This is a genomic window from Aquimarina intermedia, from assembly GCF_008124785.1.
Taxonomy (GTDB): Bacteria; Bacteroidota; Bacteroidia; order Flavobacteriales; family Flavobacteriaceae; genus Aquimarina; species Aquimarina intermedia.
Map to the genome: position 1 here is coordinate 212,799 of NZ_VNHU01000007.1, position 20,524 is coordinate 233,322.

Genomic DNA, 20,524 nt, shown 5'->3' on the forward strand with positions numbered 1-20,524 from the left:
AACCATGTGTTTACCATATGTATGAAACTGATCTCTCAAAAGATTGCTACTTAAATGTACAATCAAAACCTTAGAAATGAATTCGTTTCTATTACGTATAAACACTAAAAACTCGTTCAAAACATGGCAATTGAAAATTCCAAAATTGTATATACTCAAACTGACGAAGCTCCGGCATTAGCTACGTATTCTTTTTTACCCTTCGTACAGAAATTTACTGAACCCGCAGGTATTAATGTGGAAACCAAAGATATCTCACTGGCAGCCCGAATTTTGGCTAATTTCCCTGAATTTCTAAAAGAAAACCAAAGACAACCGGACGCCTTGGCAGAACTGGGAGAACTTGCCAAAAAACCTGAAGCTAATATTATTAAGCTGCCCAATATCAGTGCTTCCATTCCACAACTCAAAGCAGCAATTTTAGAATTGCAATTACAAGGATACGCACTTCCTGACTATCCTGAGGAGCCAAAAAATGATGCTGAAAAAGAAAGTAAGCAAAGATATGATAAAATTAAGGGTAGCGCTGTTAATCCTGTATTACGAGAAGGGAACTCAGATCGACGCGCACCTAAGCCGGTAAAACAATATGCTCGTAAAAATCCTCACAGTATGGGGGCTTGGAGCAGTGATTCAAAGACTCATGTAGCCACGATGGAGAGCGGTGATTTTTGTCATAACGAAAAATCTGTGGTACTCAACCAATCAGATGATGTTAAGATTGAGTTTATTGATGATAACGGCAATGCAACCGTGCTTAAGAAAAGCACTCCCCTATTAGAAGGCGAAGTAATCGATGCTACCGTACTTAATAAAGTAGCTTTACTCAAATTTTTGGAACGCGAGATTAAAGATGCCAAAGATAAAAACGTACTTTTTTCTTTACATATGAAAGCGACCATGATGAAGGTTTCTGACCCTATCATTTTTGGGCATGCTGTAACTGTATTCTTTAAAGATGTTTTTGAAAAACATGCTGGGATACTTGAAGAGTTAAATGTAGAAGTCAATAATGGTTTTGGAGATCTTCTCAACAAAATTAAAAAGTTACCGGAAGCAAAAAGAAAAGAAATTGAAGCAGATATTGATGCTGCTTTCAAAAGTCGTCCGGGATTGGCAATGGTAGACTCTGATAAAGGTATTACCAATTTACACGTACCAAGTGATGTGATTATTGATGCTTCTATGCCAGCCATGATACGTACTTCAGGGCAAATGTGGAATGCAGAAGGAAAAACTCAAGATACTAAAGCAGTAATTCCGGATAGTAGTTATGCCGGTATTTACCAGGAAACAATTGATTTTTGTAAGGAGCATGGTGCATTTGACCCTACGACGATGGGTACTGTTCCTAATGTTGGACTTATGGCTCAAAAAGCTGAAGAGTATGGTTCACATGACAAAACTTTTGAAATTAAGGGAGATGGAATTGTACGAGTGGTAAACGCTGCAGGTGACATCCTTATCGAACATGAAGTTGAAGAAGGTGATATCTGGAGAATGTGTCAAACTAAAGATGCACCTATTCGTGATTGGGTAAAGCTTGCTGTTAATAGAGCAAAAGCTTCTAATACTCCTGCGATTTTTTGGCTAGATGAAAACAGAGCACACGATGCACAACTGATCAAAAAAGTAAACACTTATCTTAAAGAGTACGACACAACTGGTTTAGATATTCAAATAATGTCTCCGGTTAAAGCGACGCGTTACACCTTAGCACGTATGAAGGATGGCAAAGACACTATCTCAGTAACCGGGAATGTTCTAAGAGACTATAACACTGATTTGTTTCCGATTCTCGAACTTGGTACAAGTGCAAAAATGCTGTCTATTGTTCCACTAATGAATGGAGGTGGCTTATTTGAAACAGGAGCAGGTGGATCTGCCCCAAAACACGTGCAACAATTTAACAAAGAAGGACATTTACGTTGGGATTCTTTAGGAGAATTCTTAGCCTTGGCGGTTTCACTAGAACATCTGGGTGAGAAAAACAATAATGCGAAGGCTCTTATCCTAGCAGATGCTTTGGATCAGGCAACCATCAAATTTTTAGATAATAAAAAGTCTCCTTCCAGAAAAGTGAACGAACTTGATAATCGAGGGAGTCATTTTTACTTAGCGCTTTACTGGGCACAAGCCTTGGCGGAGCAATCTAAAGATAAGAAACTTCAATCCGAATTTAGCGTGCTAGCGGAAAAACTGGAGGATAATGAAAAAACAATCATTGATGAGCTAAACAATGCGCAAGGAAGCGCTGTAGATATGGGAGGTTATTATTGGCCAAATCCAGAAAAGGTTGCTAACGCCATGCGTCCTAGTAAAACACTGAATACGATTATAAAATAAGTAGTACTAATTTAATAAATTAAAGAGGCTGTTATGGAACGATTAGCCTCTTTTTTTTGTCTAATTTGAAAACCTCAACTAAATGAAAGAAAAATTATTTTGCATCATTATCACAATTCTACTAACCGGATGTGCCACTGGATATAAAAATATCAAACCTAGCAAATTATCTTATGTAGCGGAAGAATCACATGAGACAGGTATTAAGATATTTTACAAACCTGATGTCCTCATAAAAAAATATGCTAAAAAGGAAAGAAAAAAAGATGTAAATGTTCTTGCAGTGAAAATGATCAACTCTTCTGAAGAGGTTTTAGTTTTAAACGATAATTTAAAAATAACTGATATCACAGGTAATAACCTTCAGCTTTTAGATAATAATGAAATATATAAGCCCTTAAAACAAAATGTGGCCACCTACCTACTATACCTGTTGCTCACTCCTTTAAAATTTTATACTTCCTCTACAAATCAATATGGCCAAACTCAGCAAGACTCTTCTTTTCCATTAGGACTCATTCTAGGTCCAGGTATAACCGCTACCAACATGATAATAGCGAGTTCTGCTAATAAGCAATTCAAAAATGATATCAACACTCTTAATCTAAAGAACAAAACTATTAAACCTGGAGATACATTACACGGAATTATCGGTATCAAAAAATATCAATACGGTAGTTTGAAATTGAAAATAAACTAATACATCCATCTTGGTAAAAAACCAACAAAGCCTGCAATATCATGCGGGCTTTGCTGTTTTGTTAAATAATTAAATCGTTATCCTTTCCTTATGCTTAAACAAAAATGGTTGTAATCTTACGTGTGAAGTTTGTAACAATACTATGCATTTCACGTCTATCAAGTATATAAATCCTTCTAACCTATCTTCTTTTGAATAAACTTATTACCACCAGTATATTTTTAATACTTTTTAATAACCTACTACATAGTCAAGAGAAATATACGCTTAGCGGAACGATCTCTGAGCAGTCTAGTAACGAGACCCTTATAGGTGTTAACGTTCTTTTTCCAGAAGTTTCAAAAGGCGTTGTAACAAATGAATATGGTTTCTACTCTATAACGTTACCAGAGGGTATCTATCAATTGCAGATAAGTTATTTAGGGTTCCAGGATATTATTCAGACCCTGAACCTCTCCAAAGATCAGAAAATTGACTTTCAATTAGAAGAGACTTCCGAGATGCTCGACGAAGTTGTTATAACTGAAGATGTAGAACGCATCAATATCAAGAATCCGCAAATGAGCCTTAACAAACTGTCTGCGGGAACTATTAAACAGATACCTGTAGTGTTGGGTGAAGCCGATGTAATAAAATCCATCTTACTTCTTCCAGGAGTAACCAGCGGTGGTGAAGGAGCCTCCGGATTTAATGTACGTGGAGGCGCTGCTGATCAAAATTTAATACTGTTAGATGAAGCTACTATTTTTAATTCATCGCATCTTTTTGGCTTCTTTTCAGTGTTCAATCCGGACGCTATCAAGGATTTAAAGTTATATAAGGGCGGAATTCCGGCAAAATATGGAGGACGCGTATCCTCTGTTTTAGACATCTATCAGAAAGAAGGAAATAGCAAAAAATTTCATATTAATGGAGGCGTGGGGCTGGTAGCAAGTAGAATACTTGCCGAAGGTCCTATTGTTAAAGATAAAGGCGCATTTCTGGTCGGCGGAAGGTCCTCCTACGCACATTTATTTCTACCGCTATTTGACATAGACAATTCGGCTTATTTTTATGATTTGAATACTAAACTGAACTACAAAATTAATGAGAACAACAATATCTATCTCTCTGGATATTTTGGACGGGATGTTTTTAATCTAAATGATAGTTTCAAAAACGTATATGGTAATTCTGTGCTCAATTTACGATGGAATCATCTTTTTTCTGACAAGCTATTTTCCAACTTATCTTTAATCTACTCTGATTACTTTTATGGCCTGGAATTAGATTTCGTTGGTTTTGAATGGAATTCCGGAATTCGTAATTTCAACCTCAAATATGATTTCAAACATTATATCAGCGATGGTTTTCAGCTAACCTATGGGATCAACGATATCTATTATCACTTTAATCCTGGTGAAATAAAACCCAACAGAGACGACTCCGGTATTACTGAAGAAAAACTTATCGATAAGTATGCTAACGAATTAGGCATTTATTTTGATGCTGAACACAAAATTTCTAATCAACTTACGCTTCAATATGGTGTAAGGCTAAGTAATTTTATTAGATTAGGTCAGGATGAATTAAACAGCTATGAAAATGACAATCCTGTTATTTTTGATGCCCAAACTCATAATTATAGTGGTGCCGAACCTATCGGGATAACAACGTATAAACGCAGTGACCAAATAAAGACATTTACAAACCTAGAACCAAGAGTAGCGCTATCCCTGGCTTTTAACGATGAAACATCCATTAAAGCAAGTTATAACCGGATGACGCAATATTTACACTTACTCTCTAATACAAATGCCCCTACACCATTAGATGTATGGACACCCAGTGGAAAATATGTAAAACCACAAAAACTAAATCAATACGCAGTAGGATTCTTTAAAAGTCTTCAAAATGACTCGTATTCTCTGGAAACAGAGGTTTTTTACAAAGACATCAAAAATCGAATTGATTATATTGATGGTGCCGATTTGATTGCTAATGATGCCATTGAACAAGAAATTTTAAACGGTGAAGCAAGAGCTTATGGACTCGAATTACTTTTGCGTAAAAACACGGGAAAGTTCAAAGGTTGGTTCGCTTACACCCTATCCAAATCTGAACAACGAACACCGGGAAGAACTCCTGTCGAAACTGGTATTAATAACGGAGCTTGGTACAATACTCCATATGATAAAACGCATGATATCTCTATAAATAGTAGTTATGAATACAACGATAAATGGAAGTTTGCTGCTAACTTTTTATTTCAAACAGGACAACCTACGAATTATCCCAGCGGACAATTTGTGTATCAAGATCTTATAGTTCCTATTTATGATGGACAACGTAACAGTGAGCGATTGCCGTCCTACAACCGGCTTGACATATCAGCTACCTTAACGCCGAGAAAAAATAAAAACCGAAGATGGCAGGGAGAATGGGTATTTAGTGTCTATAACGTTTATAATAGAAGAAATGCTGCATCTATAAATTTTAGTCAGAATGAAGACACCAGAAGAAATGAAGCAGTACAGACATCTATTTTTGGCATAGTACCGGCAGTTACTTATAATTTCAAATTCTAATCCTATGACTATCATTAAAAATACTATCATAATACATATGACAAAAGTTTTTTTACTCGTGCTATCAATGCTATGCTTACTAAGTTGCGAAGATGTCGTGGATATTGACACCCCGGAGGGCACACCGCAGCTTGTAATCGATGCTTCCTTCAGAATATATTCAGACGAGCAACCCATTCAAGTAGACAACGCCATCAAATTATCGTTGTCGGCACCTTTTTTTGGTAACAATATTCTTGCGGTGAGCAATGCTACTGTATATATTACCGATGTGACCAATCAATCGCGTATCACCTATGTGGAATCCGATATTGCTGGAACCTTCATTCCTGATCAGGCGGATGCATTTATCCCTCAGTTTAATCGTACTTATGAGCTAACGGTTAGTTATGACGATGAAACCTATATTGCTACAGCTAATTTAATTCCGACAGTTCCTCTGGATGAAATCAAACAAGGTGATGGTAGTTTTTTTGATGAAGAAACCGAAATTTTTGCAGTCTATACAGATGTTAAAGAGCGAGAAGATTATTATTTTCTGGATTTTGGGTTTAATGAATATGCTGTGAGCGAAGATCGATTTTATAACGGGCAAACTTTTGATTTTCCATTTTATTATGAAGATTTAGAGCCTAATGATCAAATCACTATTTCGATTCTGGGGATAGATAAGCAATACCTGCAGTATGCAGAAATTCTTATTGAACAAAGTGATCCAGATGGAGGGCCTTTTCAAACACCACCTGTGAATTTACGTGGTAACATCGAGAATACAACCAATTCAGAACAGAGAGCTTTAGGGTATTTTCATATCGCTCAAGCATATAAATTATCATATACCGTTATCACGCCCTAGCAGATTAATCCGTATTTTTGAAGCATGACTTTTATAAAAACCACAGAACAAGATTCAAAATATAATGCGCTTGAAAAAATGAGCGTACATGAGTTATTAACTTCGATTAATAAGGAAGATAGAACTGTACCTCTTGCTGTCGAAAAAGCCATTCCGCAAATCGAACAAGTAGTCACACAAGTAGTAGATAAGCTCAAAAACGGCGGTCGCCTATTTTACATGGGTGCAGGTACCAGTGGTAGACTTGGTGTGGTAGATGCCAGTGAATGTCCTCCGACTTTTGGAGTAGCGCACGATTTGGTGATTGGACTTATTGCAGGCGGAGACCCGGCAATTAGAAATGCAGTCGAATTTGCCGAGGATGATACAACGCAAGGTTGGAAAGATCTTCAGGAGTATGAAATTTCATCAAAGGATGTAGTTATCGGTATTGCTGCATCAGGGACGACGCCCTATGTGATTGGAGCTTTACAAAAATGTAACCAAAATAATATTATTACTGGCTGTATAACGTGTAATGAAGCTAGTCCGTTAGCGACTACCGCACAATTTCCTATCGTTGTAACTGTAGGACCGGAATTTGTAACCGGAAGTTCCCGTATGAAAGCAGGAACTGCACAAAAATTAGTTCTCAACATGATCTCTACAGCCGTCATGATTCAATTAGGGCGTGTTAAGGGTAATAAAATGGTGGATATGCAATTAAGTAACGACAAACTTGTAGACCGTGGTATCCGAATGTTAATGACAGAACTAAACATAGCAAGAGAAGAAGCCACTAACCTACTCAATAAATACGGGAACGTTCGTAATGCCATAACATCTTATGAAACCACAAAAAACTAATAAGGATCTTTTAGCTAAAGGAGTACAACGCATGGCCATTGCTCTTATTTTCATGTTTATTGGCCCGGTCATTATTCATTCAGCTTTTAAAAATCAGGATCATACGATGTATATTCCTATACTCTGTCTAGGCATCGCAGGAGCAATTTTTGCAATCACCATGGGGTTTATAGGAATTAAAATAATGATGGACGCCTTCTTTGGCAAAAGAAAATAAATTTAGATTCCTGTCCGCTTTGTAACAGGCGTTGTTGGATTATATCCAAATCCAGAAATCTCGTAAGAAATTCCTAAACTGTGCATAATATATCCAATAATAGCATAATGATGTAAGGCATGACTGTTTGCATGTGCTAAAATGCTTTCGAGCGTATAATTCACTGTAATTTTACCACACCCCATATCATCGGTAACATGTAGTAAATAATCTGTATTCGTATCAATATAAGATTTTAAGGTATGCTGCACAGATCGTATGCATTGCAGCGCAGCGATCGGATCTACAGCCAATACTTCATCCCGTTGCCTCGAAGTTAAGTCTATCTCATTACTATCCAATCCTCGAATTATACAATCAAAAAAATCCAGCGTATGGCGTATATGACTTCCTATACTTGAATGATAAGGTCCGACACAAGTCTCATTGTAGTTATGTATATCAATAGTTTTTAACAAGCAAATTGCTTGATCCAAAGTGGTATTAATAGAAGATATAACCGTTTTTTTCATATAAAAATATGTCCTAAGATACAGTTTTAACTTACAAATACAACAAGGCCAACTATATTTTAAAAGCAGAAGTTTCTCTAAATCAACTAACTATTTATCAATTTACACCTTTATAATGTAAGTAGGACATAGATCACCACATTATATGGTTAAACCATAAAAATTAAGATAAAGTGCGTTTTTTATCGATAAAAGGTTAATATTTTTGGTGCGTGACTTAAAAATATTGTATACTTGTGGTTCATAAAAGCCCTATTACAAATGAAAGAAATCGTTTCGATCTTATTTTTATCTTGTTTTATCTTACAAGCAACTGCACAAGATTTACATGAAGACGCATTAACTGCAGCCAGTTATGCTTATGCACACGCAAAGAAAGCTCATGGTGCTAATAATGTTTTTCATACACAGGAATATGCTGATAAAGCTATAGAGTCTTTTAGAAAAGCAGAAGATTTAGCCGCACAATGTGAATGTATGGAAGCTAATGAGACTGCTTATCAAGCTACGACTGACTTAGAAAGCGCTCTGGAGCAAGACACGTATGAACGTAGTCGCTTTTATGTAAAACGTGCTAAAGAACTTGGGTCTACTTTATTAGAACAGTTAACAAAATGTCGTGTTGATAGCCAAAATGCTGTTGCACAAAATCCGGTAGAAGCTAAAGAAGCGGCTATTGCAGAGGCTAGTGAAGAGGTTGAACAAAAACAACAGGAGTTAGAAGAAAAAAGACGTCAACTTAACCTGGAACAACAAAGATTAGAACAGCAAATTGCTGAACAAAATAAATTAAAAGCAGAATTCGAAGCAAAACGCGCTGCAGAGTTAAAGCAACAAACTGCAATAAAAGCTAAAGCTGAATTAGCCTTAAAAAAATTAGAGACTGCACTTCAAGAATTAAGTATTGTACTTAATGAAGATGCAACTTTTCAAGCACAGAAGGATTACCTACGTAGTCAAAGTGATCTTGAAAATGAAACACTGGACGATACTAAAAATTTCTATGTAGATCGTGCTAAAGAACTTACGCGTACCGCAATGAAGCAATTTGCCGGGAATGCCGAAAATTAATATCGCTTAATTTTATTTTGTAGCCCCAAAATAAAATTTTTTCCAAACGGTATCTTTTACGAGATACCGTTTTTTTTGTGCATAACTTTTTGCATGAAAACTCTTCTTTATTGGAATTATTCCATAATTTTGGAATAACTCCAATAATATAGATTTTGAGAACAATCCTACATCTTGATTTAGATACATTTTATGTATCTGTTGAACGACTTATGAACAGCTCCTTACAGCATAAACCCCTATTAGTAGGCGGTGTAAGTGACCGAGGAGTTGTAGCTGCATGCAGTTACGAGACCCGAACTTTTGGTGTTCATTCTGGTATGCCAATGAAAATTGCAAAAGAATTATGTCCCGAAGCCGTAATTATCAAAGGAAATGCCGGAACCTATAGCAAGTACTCTGACCTCGTTACCGAGATTATCAAAGAACAAGTTCCTGTCTTAGAAAAATCAAGTATTGACGAGTTCTACGCCGATCTATCCGGTATGGATAAGTTTTTTGGTTGCTTTGACTACTCCAAAGAGCTTCGGCACAAAGTAATAAAGGAAACAGGTCTCCCCATATCATTTGGTCTCTCTACTAATAAAGTAGTTTCAAAAGTAGCAACCAATGAAGCAAAACCCAACAACCAGTTAATGATAGATTTTGGTACAGAAAAACCTTTTCTAGCCCCATTATCCATAAAAAAAATACCTATGGTTGGTGATAAAACATATCAAACACTTCGTGGTTTGGGAGTAAAATACGTAAGAACCATTCAAGAGATGCCCGTCGATGTTATGAAACGTGTTTTGGGAGCTAATGGTTACACCATTTGGAAACGGGCCAATGGTATAGATGACACTCCGGTCATAGCGTTTTCTGAGCGTAAATCCATCTCAACAGAACGTACTTTTGATAAAGACACTATTGATGTATACAAGTTGAGAACGCTGTTGATAGCCATGACTGAAAATTTAGCATATCAATTACGCCGTGGTAATAAACTTACTGCTTCTATAACCGTCAAAGTTCGCTATTCTGACTTTAACACTTATTCAAAACAACTTAAAATTCCCTATACCAGCGCAGATCATCTACTAATCCCCAAAATTCTGGAACTGTTTGAAAAGCTATATCAAAAAAGAATGTTGGTTCGTCTGATTGGTATCCGGTTTAGCCATCTGGTCAACGGTAATTATCAAATCAATTTGTTTGAGGATAATGAAAAACAACTCAATCTCTATAAAGCCCTGGATCACATTCGAGGGCAATACGGGGATCGTAGTGTGATACGTGCGGTGGCCATGGGATCAAAAACTATTGGTCGTATGCAAAACCCCTTTAACGGACAACCTCCTGTTGTGCTGGCTCATAGAAAACATTAATTATTTGGGCGTGACCCTAATGGGTCGGGCTATACGCGCTACACGATAGCTCGCTTCTATCCCTCACGCACCGCCAACAAATCACTAATACATGTATCTCAATTGTCACTCCTACTTCAGTTTGCGATTCGGAACTTTTTCAGAAATCGCTTTATTAGAATTAGCCATAGAAAATAAAGTAGATCGCTTAGCATTAACTGACATCAATAATACTTCTGGCTGTCTCAATTTTGTACGCAAAGCCAAAGAAAAAGGAATTCAACCTGTAGTAGGAGTTGATTTTAGAAATAACCACCAACCTCTCTATGTAGGTATTGCTAAAAACAATGAAGGCTTTAAAGAACTCAATGATTTTTTATCCCATCATCTTCATCATAAACTTGATTTTCCACAACAGGCACCAATATTCAAAAATGCATATATTATATACCCTTTTGAGCAAGTTCGAAAACTTGACAAGCAAGATTTTGAGACTCAAGAGTACATAGGCATCGCTATCAAAGATCTGAATAAGCTTAAATTTTCAAGTATAAAAGCATATACTGATAAACTTGTGGTGCTTCAACCGGTAACCTTCAGGTCCAAAAAAGATTTTAATGCGCATCGCCTGTTGCGGGCTATTGACAACAACATCTTACTCAGCAGACTTCCGGTAACACAACAAGCTTGCTTTTCAGAAAAAATGTTTCGAATCGACGTATTAAAAGAACACTATGATGAATTTAAACATATCCTCAAAAACACGCAAACCCTCCTTGCCTCCTGCAGTATCGATTTTGATTTCTCAAAAAACAAACCCTCTCTTAATCAAGTAAGCTATACCGGTGATCTACAAAAGGACCAATTATTACTAAAAGAACTTTGTCAAAAAGGTCTCTCCTACCGCTATCCCGATCCAGATCAACAAGTACTTGACAGAATAGAGAAAGAACTGACTATGATCATTCAGATGAAATTTGTCTCGTATTTTCTGATCAATTGGAGAATTATCACATATGCAAGACAAAAAGGATATTACTATGTAGGTCGCGGTAGTGGTGCTAACAGCATTGTAGCCTATATTTTACGTATCACCGATGTAGATCCCATAGAACTGGATTTATATTTTGAACGTTTTATAAATACGCATCGTACGAGTCCGCCGGATTTTGATATTGATTTTTCCTGGAAAGATCGAGAGGATATTACTCAATTCATTTTTGACACCTTCGATAATGTAGCACTCATGGGAACGTATATCACCTTTCAATACAAAGGAGTTGTAAGAGAATTAGGAAAAGTATTTGGTTTACCAAAATTTGAAATCGACAAACTAAGTAGCGGAGCATATCATGCAAGCTCATTAGATTCTATGAGCAAATTGGTATTGTTGTACGGCAAACTAATAGAAGGAATGCCTAATTATATAAGTATTCATTCCAGCGGAATTTTAATTAGTGAAGCGCCACTACATTATTATTCTGCAACCAATTTACCTCCCAAAGGTTTTCCTACTGTACAATACGATATGCTGATCGCAGAAGATCTGGGACTGTACAAATTTGATATTCTGGGACAACGAGGTTTGGCAAAAATAAAAGATGCCATTGAAATTATAAAATATAACCGGCCTGACCATCCTCCCATTGACATACATAAAATTGACGGTTTTAAAAAAGATCCTAATGTCAACGCATTGATTCGTGAAGCAAGGTGCATGGGATGTTTTTATGTAGAATCACCTGCAATGCGAATGCTCTTAAGTAAATTAAAAACTGACAATTATATAGGTCTGGTTGCAGCAAGTTCAATTATACGGCCGGGCGTTGCCAAAAGTGGTATGATGCGAGAATATATCTTGCGTGAACACGATCCGTCACGTAAAAATCAATCCCATCCTATTATGCTTGATTTGATGAAGAGTACGCATGGTATTATGGTGTATCAAGAAGATGTCATAAAAGTAGCCCATGTTTTTGCCAAATTGACCTTGGATGAGGCTGATATTCTACGACGCGGAATGAGTGGAAAATTTAGATCCCGTAAGGAATTTAAAGAGGTCCGGGAAAAATTCTTTGCAAACTGTGTCGCCGAAGGGTATGAATCCTCTTTAATTACTGAAATTTGGGAGCAAGTGGCCAGTTTTGCAGGCTATGCGTTTCCAAAAGGACACTCTGCCTCTTATGCAGTAGAAAGTTATCAAAGCCTGTTTTTAAAAGCATATTTTCCACTGGAGTATTTGGTTGCCACACTAAATAATGGTGGAGGCTTTTATCGTCCCGAAATATATCTGCATGAAGCAAAAATGTCAGGAGCCATAATACTCCCTCCCTGTATTAACAACAGCTCTTACGATCATATACTACATGATAAAACAATATTTTTAGGATTTATGCTCCTCAGGGATTTAGATACCAAAACAACTACTTATATTCTTGAAGATCGTATACAAAATGGTGCCTTCAAATCATTGGAAAACTTTATAGATCGGATTCCTATTGGATTAGAGCAACTTTCAATTTTGATAAAGATAGATGCCTTCCGTTTTACAAATAAAAACGTTCACGAGTTATTATGGGAAGCTCATTTTAAATTAAATGGTACTCCGCCTAAACAATCATTACCACCGGTACTTTTTGAAGAAGAAAGAGCTAATTATACCCTTCCAAAATTCAGTAGATCTCACTTGGAGGTAGCATTTCAACAAATTGAATCTTTTGGCTTTCCACTTTGTGGGTACTATCCCTTACTTCGTAATGCACCAAAAAATAAGAACGGAGCAAAGCACCTACCTCACTACCTAAATAAGACCATAGATATCTATGGCTATCTTATTACTGTAAAAAACACAAAGACACATACCGGAAAACATATGCTGTTTGGTACTTTTTTAGATCAACACGGAGTGGTGTTTGATACCGTAGTTTTTCCTCCTGTGGCGGCAAAGTATTCTATCAAATATAAAGGTGTATACCGGATGTTGGGAAAAGTAGTTAGTGAATTTGATTTTTTAAGTATTGAAATACATAAAATAAGTAAACAAGATTACATTCAAGATCCACGCTATGTCTAATCTTACTTTTTATCCTTGCCGGATATAGAATGAATATCACTGTGCTAAATTTCGGGTAGAAAAAAATCCTTCATCGGTATGGTGAAGTATTTCAAGAAAAGCGGTGCCCCACTCTTTCACAATAGTAGTAATTATAAAAACCAGCGCTTCTCGCTTTCCCGACTAAATTGATTAACCAATTTGCTACTGTCAAATTCCTTTAAAATCTTTATAATTCGTTGTATTGAAGATTTGCTATTTCTCATCTGTTTAAATTTGAGATTTTTATTCTACTACTAAAGAGTTTAATTCTAAAGAAAGATTTCATAGTTTAGAGCATTGAAACTATTTTTTTTAAGCTAAAAAAATAAACTAATACATTTCAATTTCGAAAAGCTGTATAAATATCTAATATTCAAAATCACAATTTGAACAAATGAGACTAAGTATACTTATTCCAATGTACAATGCTGAAAAATTTATCATTAGGTGCTTAGAAAGTTTAGTTACCCAAAATATTCCAAAGAGAGATTATGAAATATTAGTAATGGACGATGGTTCTACTGACAATAGCAACAAAATTGTAGCTGATTACATTAAAGAACATTCTAATATATTTTTATATTCTCATGACAATGTAGGTGCATACTCTACTAGAAATAAACTTTTAAAATTAGCTAAAGGAACGTATATATATAATGTTGATGCAGATGATTATATCGCTCACAATACTCTTAACCATTTAGTGAAGTTTGCTATAAGCAATAAACTTGATTTATTGGGGTTTGGCGCTACAGTAACCAATGTTCATGATCAATACGAAACAGAAGCTTTTGCGACTACCCCAAAACCTTTAATTATAACTGGACCAACATACCTTGAACAAAATAAACATCTTAGAATTGAAATATGGTGGTATTTGGTAAGGAAAGAATTTCTGGACACTAATGAAATTACGTTTAATAATAATGAATACAATGCGGATGTTATTTTTACAATTCAATCATTTTTGAAGGCTGAAAGAGTAACATATTTTCCAATCTCCATATACAGGTATTATCAATCTCAAAATTCCATTATGCGCAGCACAGATATTGATCATCATAGAAAACGAATAGAATACTCGTTTTCTATGATACTCGATTTCAGTAATTTAATAAATTATATAAAGAAAAGCTCAATAAATAATAAAGACATAATAGTTGATAATCTTTGTTTTAGAAGAGACGTTTTCCTCTTCTTTTTAATTATAAGAATGATTAGAAACAGTTTTCCTTCAGGAATAATTCAAAAAAAAATAAATGCTTTAAAAAAGATAGCGATCTACCCGATACGAACGGATATCGGAAAAGAAAATAATTCACTAAAATACCGATTACTAAATTTCATCATTAATACACCTGTTCTACTCCTTTCAGTAAATTGTATTAATAGTTATTTAAAGAAGTTGAAACTATTTTTCATGAAAAGTAACACCACGTAAATGAAGCTAAGTATTATAATACCCATGTATAATGTTGACGCGTATATCGAGAGATGTATTATTAGTATTTTAAAACAAAATTTAGATCCTAATATGTTTGAGCTAATTATCATTGACGATGGATCGTCAGATAAAAGTCCCCAAGTAGTCCAAAAATATATTGAAACCTACTCGAATATTACATTATACAGTCAAAAAAATAAAGGCGTTGGCGCAGCTCGAAATCAAGGTATAAAATTGTCAAAAGGAGAATATATCTATTTTATTGATGGAGATGATTATCTTGTAAATAGCGTGTTTGATTTATTATTAAAAAGCATTGAAGAATTTAATCTTGATATCTTAGGGTTTAATTCTTCTAAAACCGCTAAGAGTGAGTTTTTTTTTACCAGTACAAAACCCATTTCAATTGCTCCAGACGAGATTATGGATGGCACTACTTTTATTGCCCAAAACAATTATAGAAATGAAGTATGGTGGTACATTATAAAAAAAGATTTTTTAACAAATTCACAGATCACTTTTGAAGAAGGTAGAATGTTAGAAGATGTGATTTTTACAACCGCTCTAATACTTCGATCAAATCGAATTGTGTCATTAAAGTTAGATGTTCATAGATATTTTATTAGGGAGGATTCTATCTTAAATCTAAAAAATTCAAATCATTACCTTCACTTAATCGATGATTACAAGAATGTAATTTATGAGTTTGAAAACGTTATTAAACATCTAGAGGAAATCGGTACTATAGATTTTAAATGTTTACAAAGAATGAGATCTAAACAACAGTCTTTTACCTTTTTTCTTATAGTAAGAGCATTTAAATCAAATATGACTTACAAGGTTTTATTGAAGTATTTAAAAGATATAAAAAAAATTAAAGCCTATCCTTTAGATAAATTTTTAGGTTACGATTATAACGGAGTAACCTACCTGATTTTGACTAAAATATTTGATAATCGGATGACACTTTTTATCAGTTTCATACTATTTCGATCACTCAGAAGAGTAGCGGCGCCTTTGCCCGTTCGCTTCCAATAAAACAAACCGTTTAAAAGAAAAATAAAGAGTATACTTGATCTGCTGCATCCTGGGTTTTATGAACTATTCATAGCAGTTACTGACCACTCTTCAGGAAAACTGGATAGCGTAAGGTGAAAGAATTATTTAATAATAAACAATTAAAGTACTTAGGTTCGTAATTCTCTGGACGCATATAGTAAGAAATGAGAATTAGTCCATCAGGTGTCAGCTGTAATATAGGAAACCCTATAACATCTTTTCCATTTCATAGGAGATAATGATCCTGCAAGCTTCGAAAGCTAAAAGCCTTAAGGTGAAGAATTGGCTGAAAAAGAAGCCTGTTCTTCGTCTCACTCTTGACCCGCAAATCTTATTGCATCAACTTATGGCTTTGATTCTATTCTTTGAATTATGAAAACACTATAATTCTATTTATGCTATTTTGATTATATTTAATTGTAAAAGAAAAGAATGAACAACATTATAATTACTTCTGCAGGGAGAAGAGTATCTTTAGTAAAAGCATTTAAAAAAGAATTAAAAGTATTATCACCAAGTGGTAAAGTGTTTGTGGCTGATGCAGAACCCGACTTATCCTCTGCTGCTCAGGTAGCTGATCAATCATTTAAATTACCCTTACTTAGTTCTAATTCATATATAACTACTTTATTGAAAGTATGTAAAGATCACAAAGTTAAAATTATAATTCCAACTATAGATACCGAATTATTGCAGCTTGCAGAACATAAAGAGCTCTTTATAAATCAGAACATTATTCCGATTATATCGTCTATTGATCTCATTAAGATATGTAACAACAAAAGGGCTACCAATCAACTATTCAATTATAAAGGTATTAAACCTGTTGAAGAATATACTAAAACACATTATAAACTACCACTATTTATTAAACCAATTAATGGTAGCGGTGGTGTTGACAATCACATTATAAAACTAAAAAATGAAATAAGTACAAGTCAATTATTGAATACAAATTTGATGTTCTCAAAATATATAGACTTGAAATATTATGAAGAATATACTTGTGACCTATATTATGACAAAAACAGTTATCTAAAATGTGTAGTCCCCAGAAAAAGAATAGCTATAAGAGCAGGAGAAGTTAGTAAAGGAGTTACGAAAAAGAATTCATTAATATCATACATAAAAAAACACCTTGAAGTAATTGAAGGTGCAATAGGGTGTATTACAATCCAATTTTTTATGCATAAGAGTGACCAAAAAATATATGGTATTGAAATTAACCCTCGATTTGGAGGAGGTTTTCCTCTTTCTTATTTAGCTGGGGCAAATTATCCTAAATGGATTATTGAGGAATATATATTTAAAAAAGATATTGATGCCTATAGTGATTGGAAAAACAACTTACTTATGTTACGCTATGATGAAGAGATTATAATCGAAGAATATGATGATTAAGAAGATTATAATCTTTGATTTGGATGACACCCTCTATAAAGAAATAAATTATCTTAGATCAGCATATCAAGAAATTTCAAGAAAAATAGCATCTGAAGTTAAGGTTGATAGTGAAATTATTTATAGCGATATGCTGTTAATGTATTTTGACAAAAGAAATGTATTTGCGTCAATTCTAAAAAAGTATTCAATAAATGGTTTTTCACCTGCTGATCTTCTAAATATTTATAGAGGTCACTACCCTGATATTAAACTATCACCATCTATTAAAAATGTGTTGGATAACCTCAAAAATTCTGATGTAGAGCTAGGATTAATAACAGATGGACGTAGTATACAACAGAGAAATAAAATAAAGTCACTGGGCTTAGATTTAATATTTAAATACATTATCATATCTGAAGAATTCGGAACTGAAAAGCCTGCTATAAATAATTATAAATTTTTTGAAAACTTATTTGGAAAAGGCGTTTATTATTACGTTGGAGATAATATTAAAAAAGATTTTGTCTCACCAAATGCGCTTGGTTGGAAAACTATATGCTTATTAGATGATGGCAACAATATTCATGCTCAGGATTTTTCAATTTCTAAAGAATACCAACCAAAATTCGTAATAAAAAAAATTTCAGAAATTCAGGGAATAATTGATTAGCAGCATATAGTTCAGAGCTTATTAATTCTAACTAATTTAAAAAAAATTCAGGAAACATTTAAGAAAATGCTTCCTGAATAAAAGAAATAATTATTACTCCCTTAATTATAAGTTAATTATCTGAAGGACAAAATTGACCTCCTTCTCTACTAGTCCCATTAAGTATTTCAAAATCGCCAAAAGACAGTCCTATCTTTATCGGTTTCGAACAACTAGTGTGAATTCTTGTGTTTTCGATTCCATTAACATATATAATAATTTCTGTACCAAGAGTGCCCTTTTTATCTTCTCCTGTAAAACTAAAAGAACTTCCGGATACTACAGTTCCATCGAATACGGTTTTATTATCTTTCTTTTGTTGTACTCTTACGTTGGCACTTTCATCATCTCCATTATACTTCATTTCTAAGAAAGTTACCTTACCTTCACATTCACCACAATCTTCATCTTCATCATCTTCATCATCTTCATCATCTTCATCATCATCGGAAAAAATTGGACAAAACTCACCGCCATTATAACTAGAACCTCTGAGTATTTTAAAATCACCACTAATCAAACCTGGGCCGATAGGCTTAGAGCAGCTGGTATGAATTTTGGTATTTTCGATTCCATCAATAAATAAAGTAATTTCAGTACCGAGAGTACCTTTTTTATCTTTACCAGAAAAGCTAAAAGAATTTCCAGACATCACATTGCCTTCAAAAACTATTTTCTCATCTTTTTTCTGTTTTACAGTAATGAATGCAGTAGGCTTTTCTCCTATATATTGCATTTCCAAACTTGTAGCTTTGCCATCACATTCATTACAATCATCTCCTGCAGGATCCTCTTCTGGACATAATTTACCTCCATTACGACTAGCTCCATCAACAATTTCAAAATCACCTACAAGTGTACCAGGACCAACAGGTTTAGAACAACTCGTATGTAACTTTATATGCTCCACACCGTTAATAGAAATAATTATCTCCGTTCCCAAAGTACCTTTTTTATCTTTTCCTGTAAATGAAAAGCTCTCACCTGGCTGTACGACTCCATCAAAAACTATTTTATCATCTTTCTTTTGTTTTATTTTTACATTTGCATTTACAATAGAGCCATTGTATCGCAGAGAAAGATCCGTTACTTTTCCATCACATGGTGAACAAGGTTCTTCGACACAATCTAACCTGAAATTAAAGTCCATGACCCACATTCTCTTACCTTGGCTATTTACCAACCAGCCCCAGCCACTTAAACCATATTCTCCTACGTTAGAATCCCAATTGGCACCCCCCGGACCAACATGTACCCCATAATTTGGAGTATTCATATCAAAAGGATCAGGTCTTTGTTCGACTGAAAAAGTACCTTCTTCTAAACAGTCCCCTCCAACCGCAGTTATAGAACTTTTTTCAGAATCAATAACATAAAACATTAAATTCTCCTGTATTCCATCAGCACAACCTTCTTTCTTAAACTCCCCTCCTATAGCAGACCATTCCGTCCAGTCTTTTTTATCTTTTAGCCAAACATCTACATACGCAACACAATTATTTAATTTAGTTGAACCAAAGATTCTAGCAGTTCCATTATTGTACTCTGTAAATGTAATCGAATGATCATCTGTTGAAGAGAAGTAACCTTCATAATACGATGTTGGTGAACTCGGCCACCAGAAATTAGCTTCCGGTTGATTAGGAGTATCACATCTATCAACATCTATAATATAACATTGTCTTAGATAGTTGAGCCCCTCTTTATTCTTAGTCTTAGATTTCAGCTCTTTCGTGTTATCTAAATTATAATTATTTAAATCGTTATTAAATTGTTCTTCTTCACATGAAATGAAAAAAAAACAAGCCCCAAAAATTAAATTTAAAAATGTTTTCATTGTATGATGTTTGTTTATGATTTACTTAAAGTTAGCTATTATTGCTTATTCTTTAAAAAATTTTAGCTGAAAGGCGAGAATTCAGGTTGTAATTAACTATTGTATGTGATATTTCTAAGAATACTACAGAGAAACTTATTATCTGTTGATTATGAGAAGGGTATACCCCATATCATTTGTGCAAAAATTCGAAGAGCTGTGTAACATCCTTTTTATTGCTAAGGTTCTTGATAATATTCTGCGAGACAAAGAAACAAAGAAGATGTTCGCAATTAAAAATAACTATATGCCCCCTTAAAGGGATTGAAGTATCAAAAGTATGTAAACATGATTACATTCAAGTTCATCGCTAAGTATGATCTTAATCATCATTATTTTTCAGTGATAAAAATAGTTTTTCTCTTTAAGTTTATTCCACAAAAAAACCCTTCATCGTTATGATGAAGGGTTTCAAAAAAGGCGGTGACCTACTCTTCCACAGTAGTAGTACCATCGGCGCTAACGGGCTTAACTTCTCTGTTCGGAAAGGTAAGA

15 protein-coding genes and 1 rRNA gene are annotated in these 20,524 nt (G+C 34.6%); 13 read left to right on the forward strand and 3 right to left on the reverse strand.

Annotated elements, in window-relative coordinates; translation table 11 throughout:
* Positions 1-123 precede the first annotated feature (123 nt).
* The 6 genes from BD809_RS11765 (at position 124) to BD809_RS11790 (ending at position 7,532) form a co-directional block, all read left to right on the forward strand.
* A complete protein-coding gene (locus BD809_RS11765; RefSeq protein WP_148783170.1) occupies positions 124-2,346 on the forward strand; it encodes an NADP-dependent isocitrate dehydrogenase in 2,223 nt (740 codons plus the stop codon).
* An 82-nt stretch (positions 2,347-2,428) separates the two neighbouring features.
* Entirely contained in the window at positions 2,429-3,046 is a 618-nt protein-coding gene (locus BD809_RS11770) for a hypothetical protein (protein ID WP_148783171.1), read from the forward strand.
* Positions 3,047-3,237: 191 nt separating this feature from the next.
* Positions 3,238-5,613, forward strand: coding sequence for a TonB-dependent receptor (locus BD809_RS11775; protein ID WP_148783172.1), 2,376 nt, complete (start codon positions 3,238-3,240; stop codon positions 5,611-5,613).
* A gap of 37 nt (positions 5,614-5,650) precedes the next feature.
* Positions 5,651-6,469: a DUF4249 family protein gene (locus BD809_RS11780; RefSeq protein WP_211356717.1), complete on the forward strand. Its 819-nt coding sequence runs from the start codon at positions 5,651-5,653 to the stop codon at positions 6,467-6,469.
* 24 nt (positions 6,470-6,493) lie between these two features.
* Positions 6,494-7,315, forward strand: a complete 822-nt coding sequence (gene murQ, locus BD809_RS11785; RefSeq protein ID WP_148783174.1) for an N-acetylmuramic acid 6-phosphate etherase — start codon at positions 6,494-6,496, stop codon at positions 7,313-7,315.
* Positions 7,296-7,532 (forward strand): DUF6095 family protein, encoded by a 237-nt coding sequence (locus BD809_RS11790; RefSeq protein WP_148783175.1) that lies wholly within the window; start codon positions 7,296-7,298, stop codon positions 7,530-7,532. Before murQ ends, BD809_RS11790 begins: the two co-directional genes overlap by 20 nt.
* Positions 7,533-7,534: 2 nt before the next feature.
* On the opposite strand, the gene BD809_RS11795 is transcribed toward BD809_RS11790, so the two are convergent.
* Positions 7,535-8,044: a DinB family protein gene (locus tag BD809_RS11795; RefSeq protein ID WP_148783176.1), complete on the reverse strand. Its 510-nt coding sequence runs from the start codon at positions 8,042-8,044 to the stop codon at positions 7,535-7,537.
* Positions 8,045-8,305: 261 nt separating this feature from the next.
* Here BD809_RS11795 and BD809_RS11800 point away from each other — a divergent pair, with 261 nt between their 5' ends.
* The 7 genes from BD809_RS11800 to BD809_RS11830 all read left to right on the forward strand — a co-directional run bounded on the left by BD809_RS11800 (position 8,306) and on the right by BD809_RS11830 (position 18,114).
* On the forward strand, positions 8,306-9,115 hold the full coding sequence (locus BD809_RS11800) for a hypothetical protein (RefSeq protein ID WP_148783177.1): 810 nt from the start codon (positions 8,306-8,308) through the stop codon (positions 9,113-9,115).
* Between the two features lie 152 nt (positions 9,116-9,267).
* Entirely contained in the window at positions 9,268-10,482 is a 1,215-nt protein-coding gene (gene dinB, locus BD809_RS11805; RefSeq protein WP_148783178.1) for a DNA polymerase IV, read from the forward strand.
* 91 nt (positions 10,483-10,573) lie between these two features.
* Positions 10,574-13,534, forward strand: coding sequence for a DNA polymerase III subunit alpha (locus tag BD809_RS11810; RefSeq protein ID WP_148783179.1), 2,961 nt, complete (start codon positions 10,574-10,576; stop codon positions 13,532-13,534).
* Positions 13,535-13,949: 415 nt separating this feature from the next.
* The gene (locus tag BD809_RS11815; RefSeq protein WP_148783180.1) at positions 13,950-14,996 is read left to right on the forward strand and encodes a glycosyltransferase; all 1,047 of its coding nucleotides are present in this window, start codon (positions 13,950-13,952) and stop codon (positions 14,994-14,996) included.
* Positions 14,997-16,037, forward strand: coding sequence for a glycosyltransferase (locus BD809_RS11820; RefSeq protein ID WP_148783181.1), 1,041 nt, complete (start codon positions 14,997-14,999; stop codon positions 16,035-16,037). It abuts the gene before it with no gap.
* Between the two features lie 453 nt (positions 16,038-16,490).
* Positions 16,491-17,459 (forward strand): ATP-grasp domain-containing protein, encoded by a 969-nt coding sequence (locus BD809_RS11825; RefSeq protein WP_148783182.1) that lies wholly within the window; start codon positions 16,491-16,493, stop codon positions 17,457-17,459.
* Positions 17,449-18,114, forward strand: coding sequence for an HAD family hydrolase (locus tag BD809_RS11830; RefSeq protein WP_211356718.1), 666 nt, complete (start codon positions 17,449-17,451; stop codon positions 18,112-18,114). The genes BD809_RS11825 and BD809_RS11830 overlap by 11 nt, the downstream gene beginning before the upstream one ends.
* Positions 18,115-18,226: 112 nt before the next feature.
* Here BD809_RS11830 and BD809_RS11835 read toward each other — a convergent pair whose 3' ends face one another.
* Together BD809_RS11835 and rrf are read right to left on the reverse strand one after the other, a co-directional pair.
* A complete protein-coding gene (locus BD809_RS11835; protein ID WP_148783183.1) occupies positions 18,227-19,990 on the reverse strand; it encodes a DUF7467 domain-containing protein in 1,764 nt (587 codons plus the stop codon).
* A 454-nt stretch (positions 19,991-20,444) separates the two neighbouring features.
* Positions 20,445-20,524, reverse strand: a 5S ribosomal RNA gene (gene rrf / locus BD809_RS16060); the annotation flags it as partial.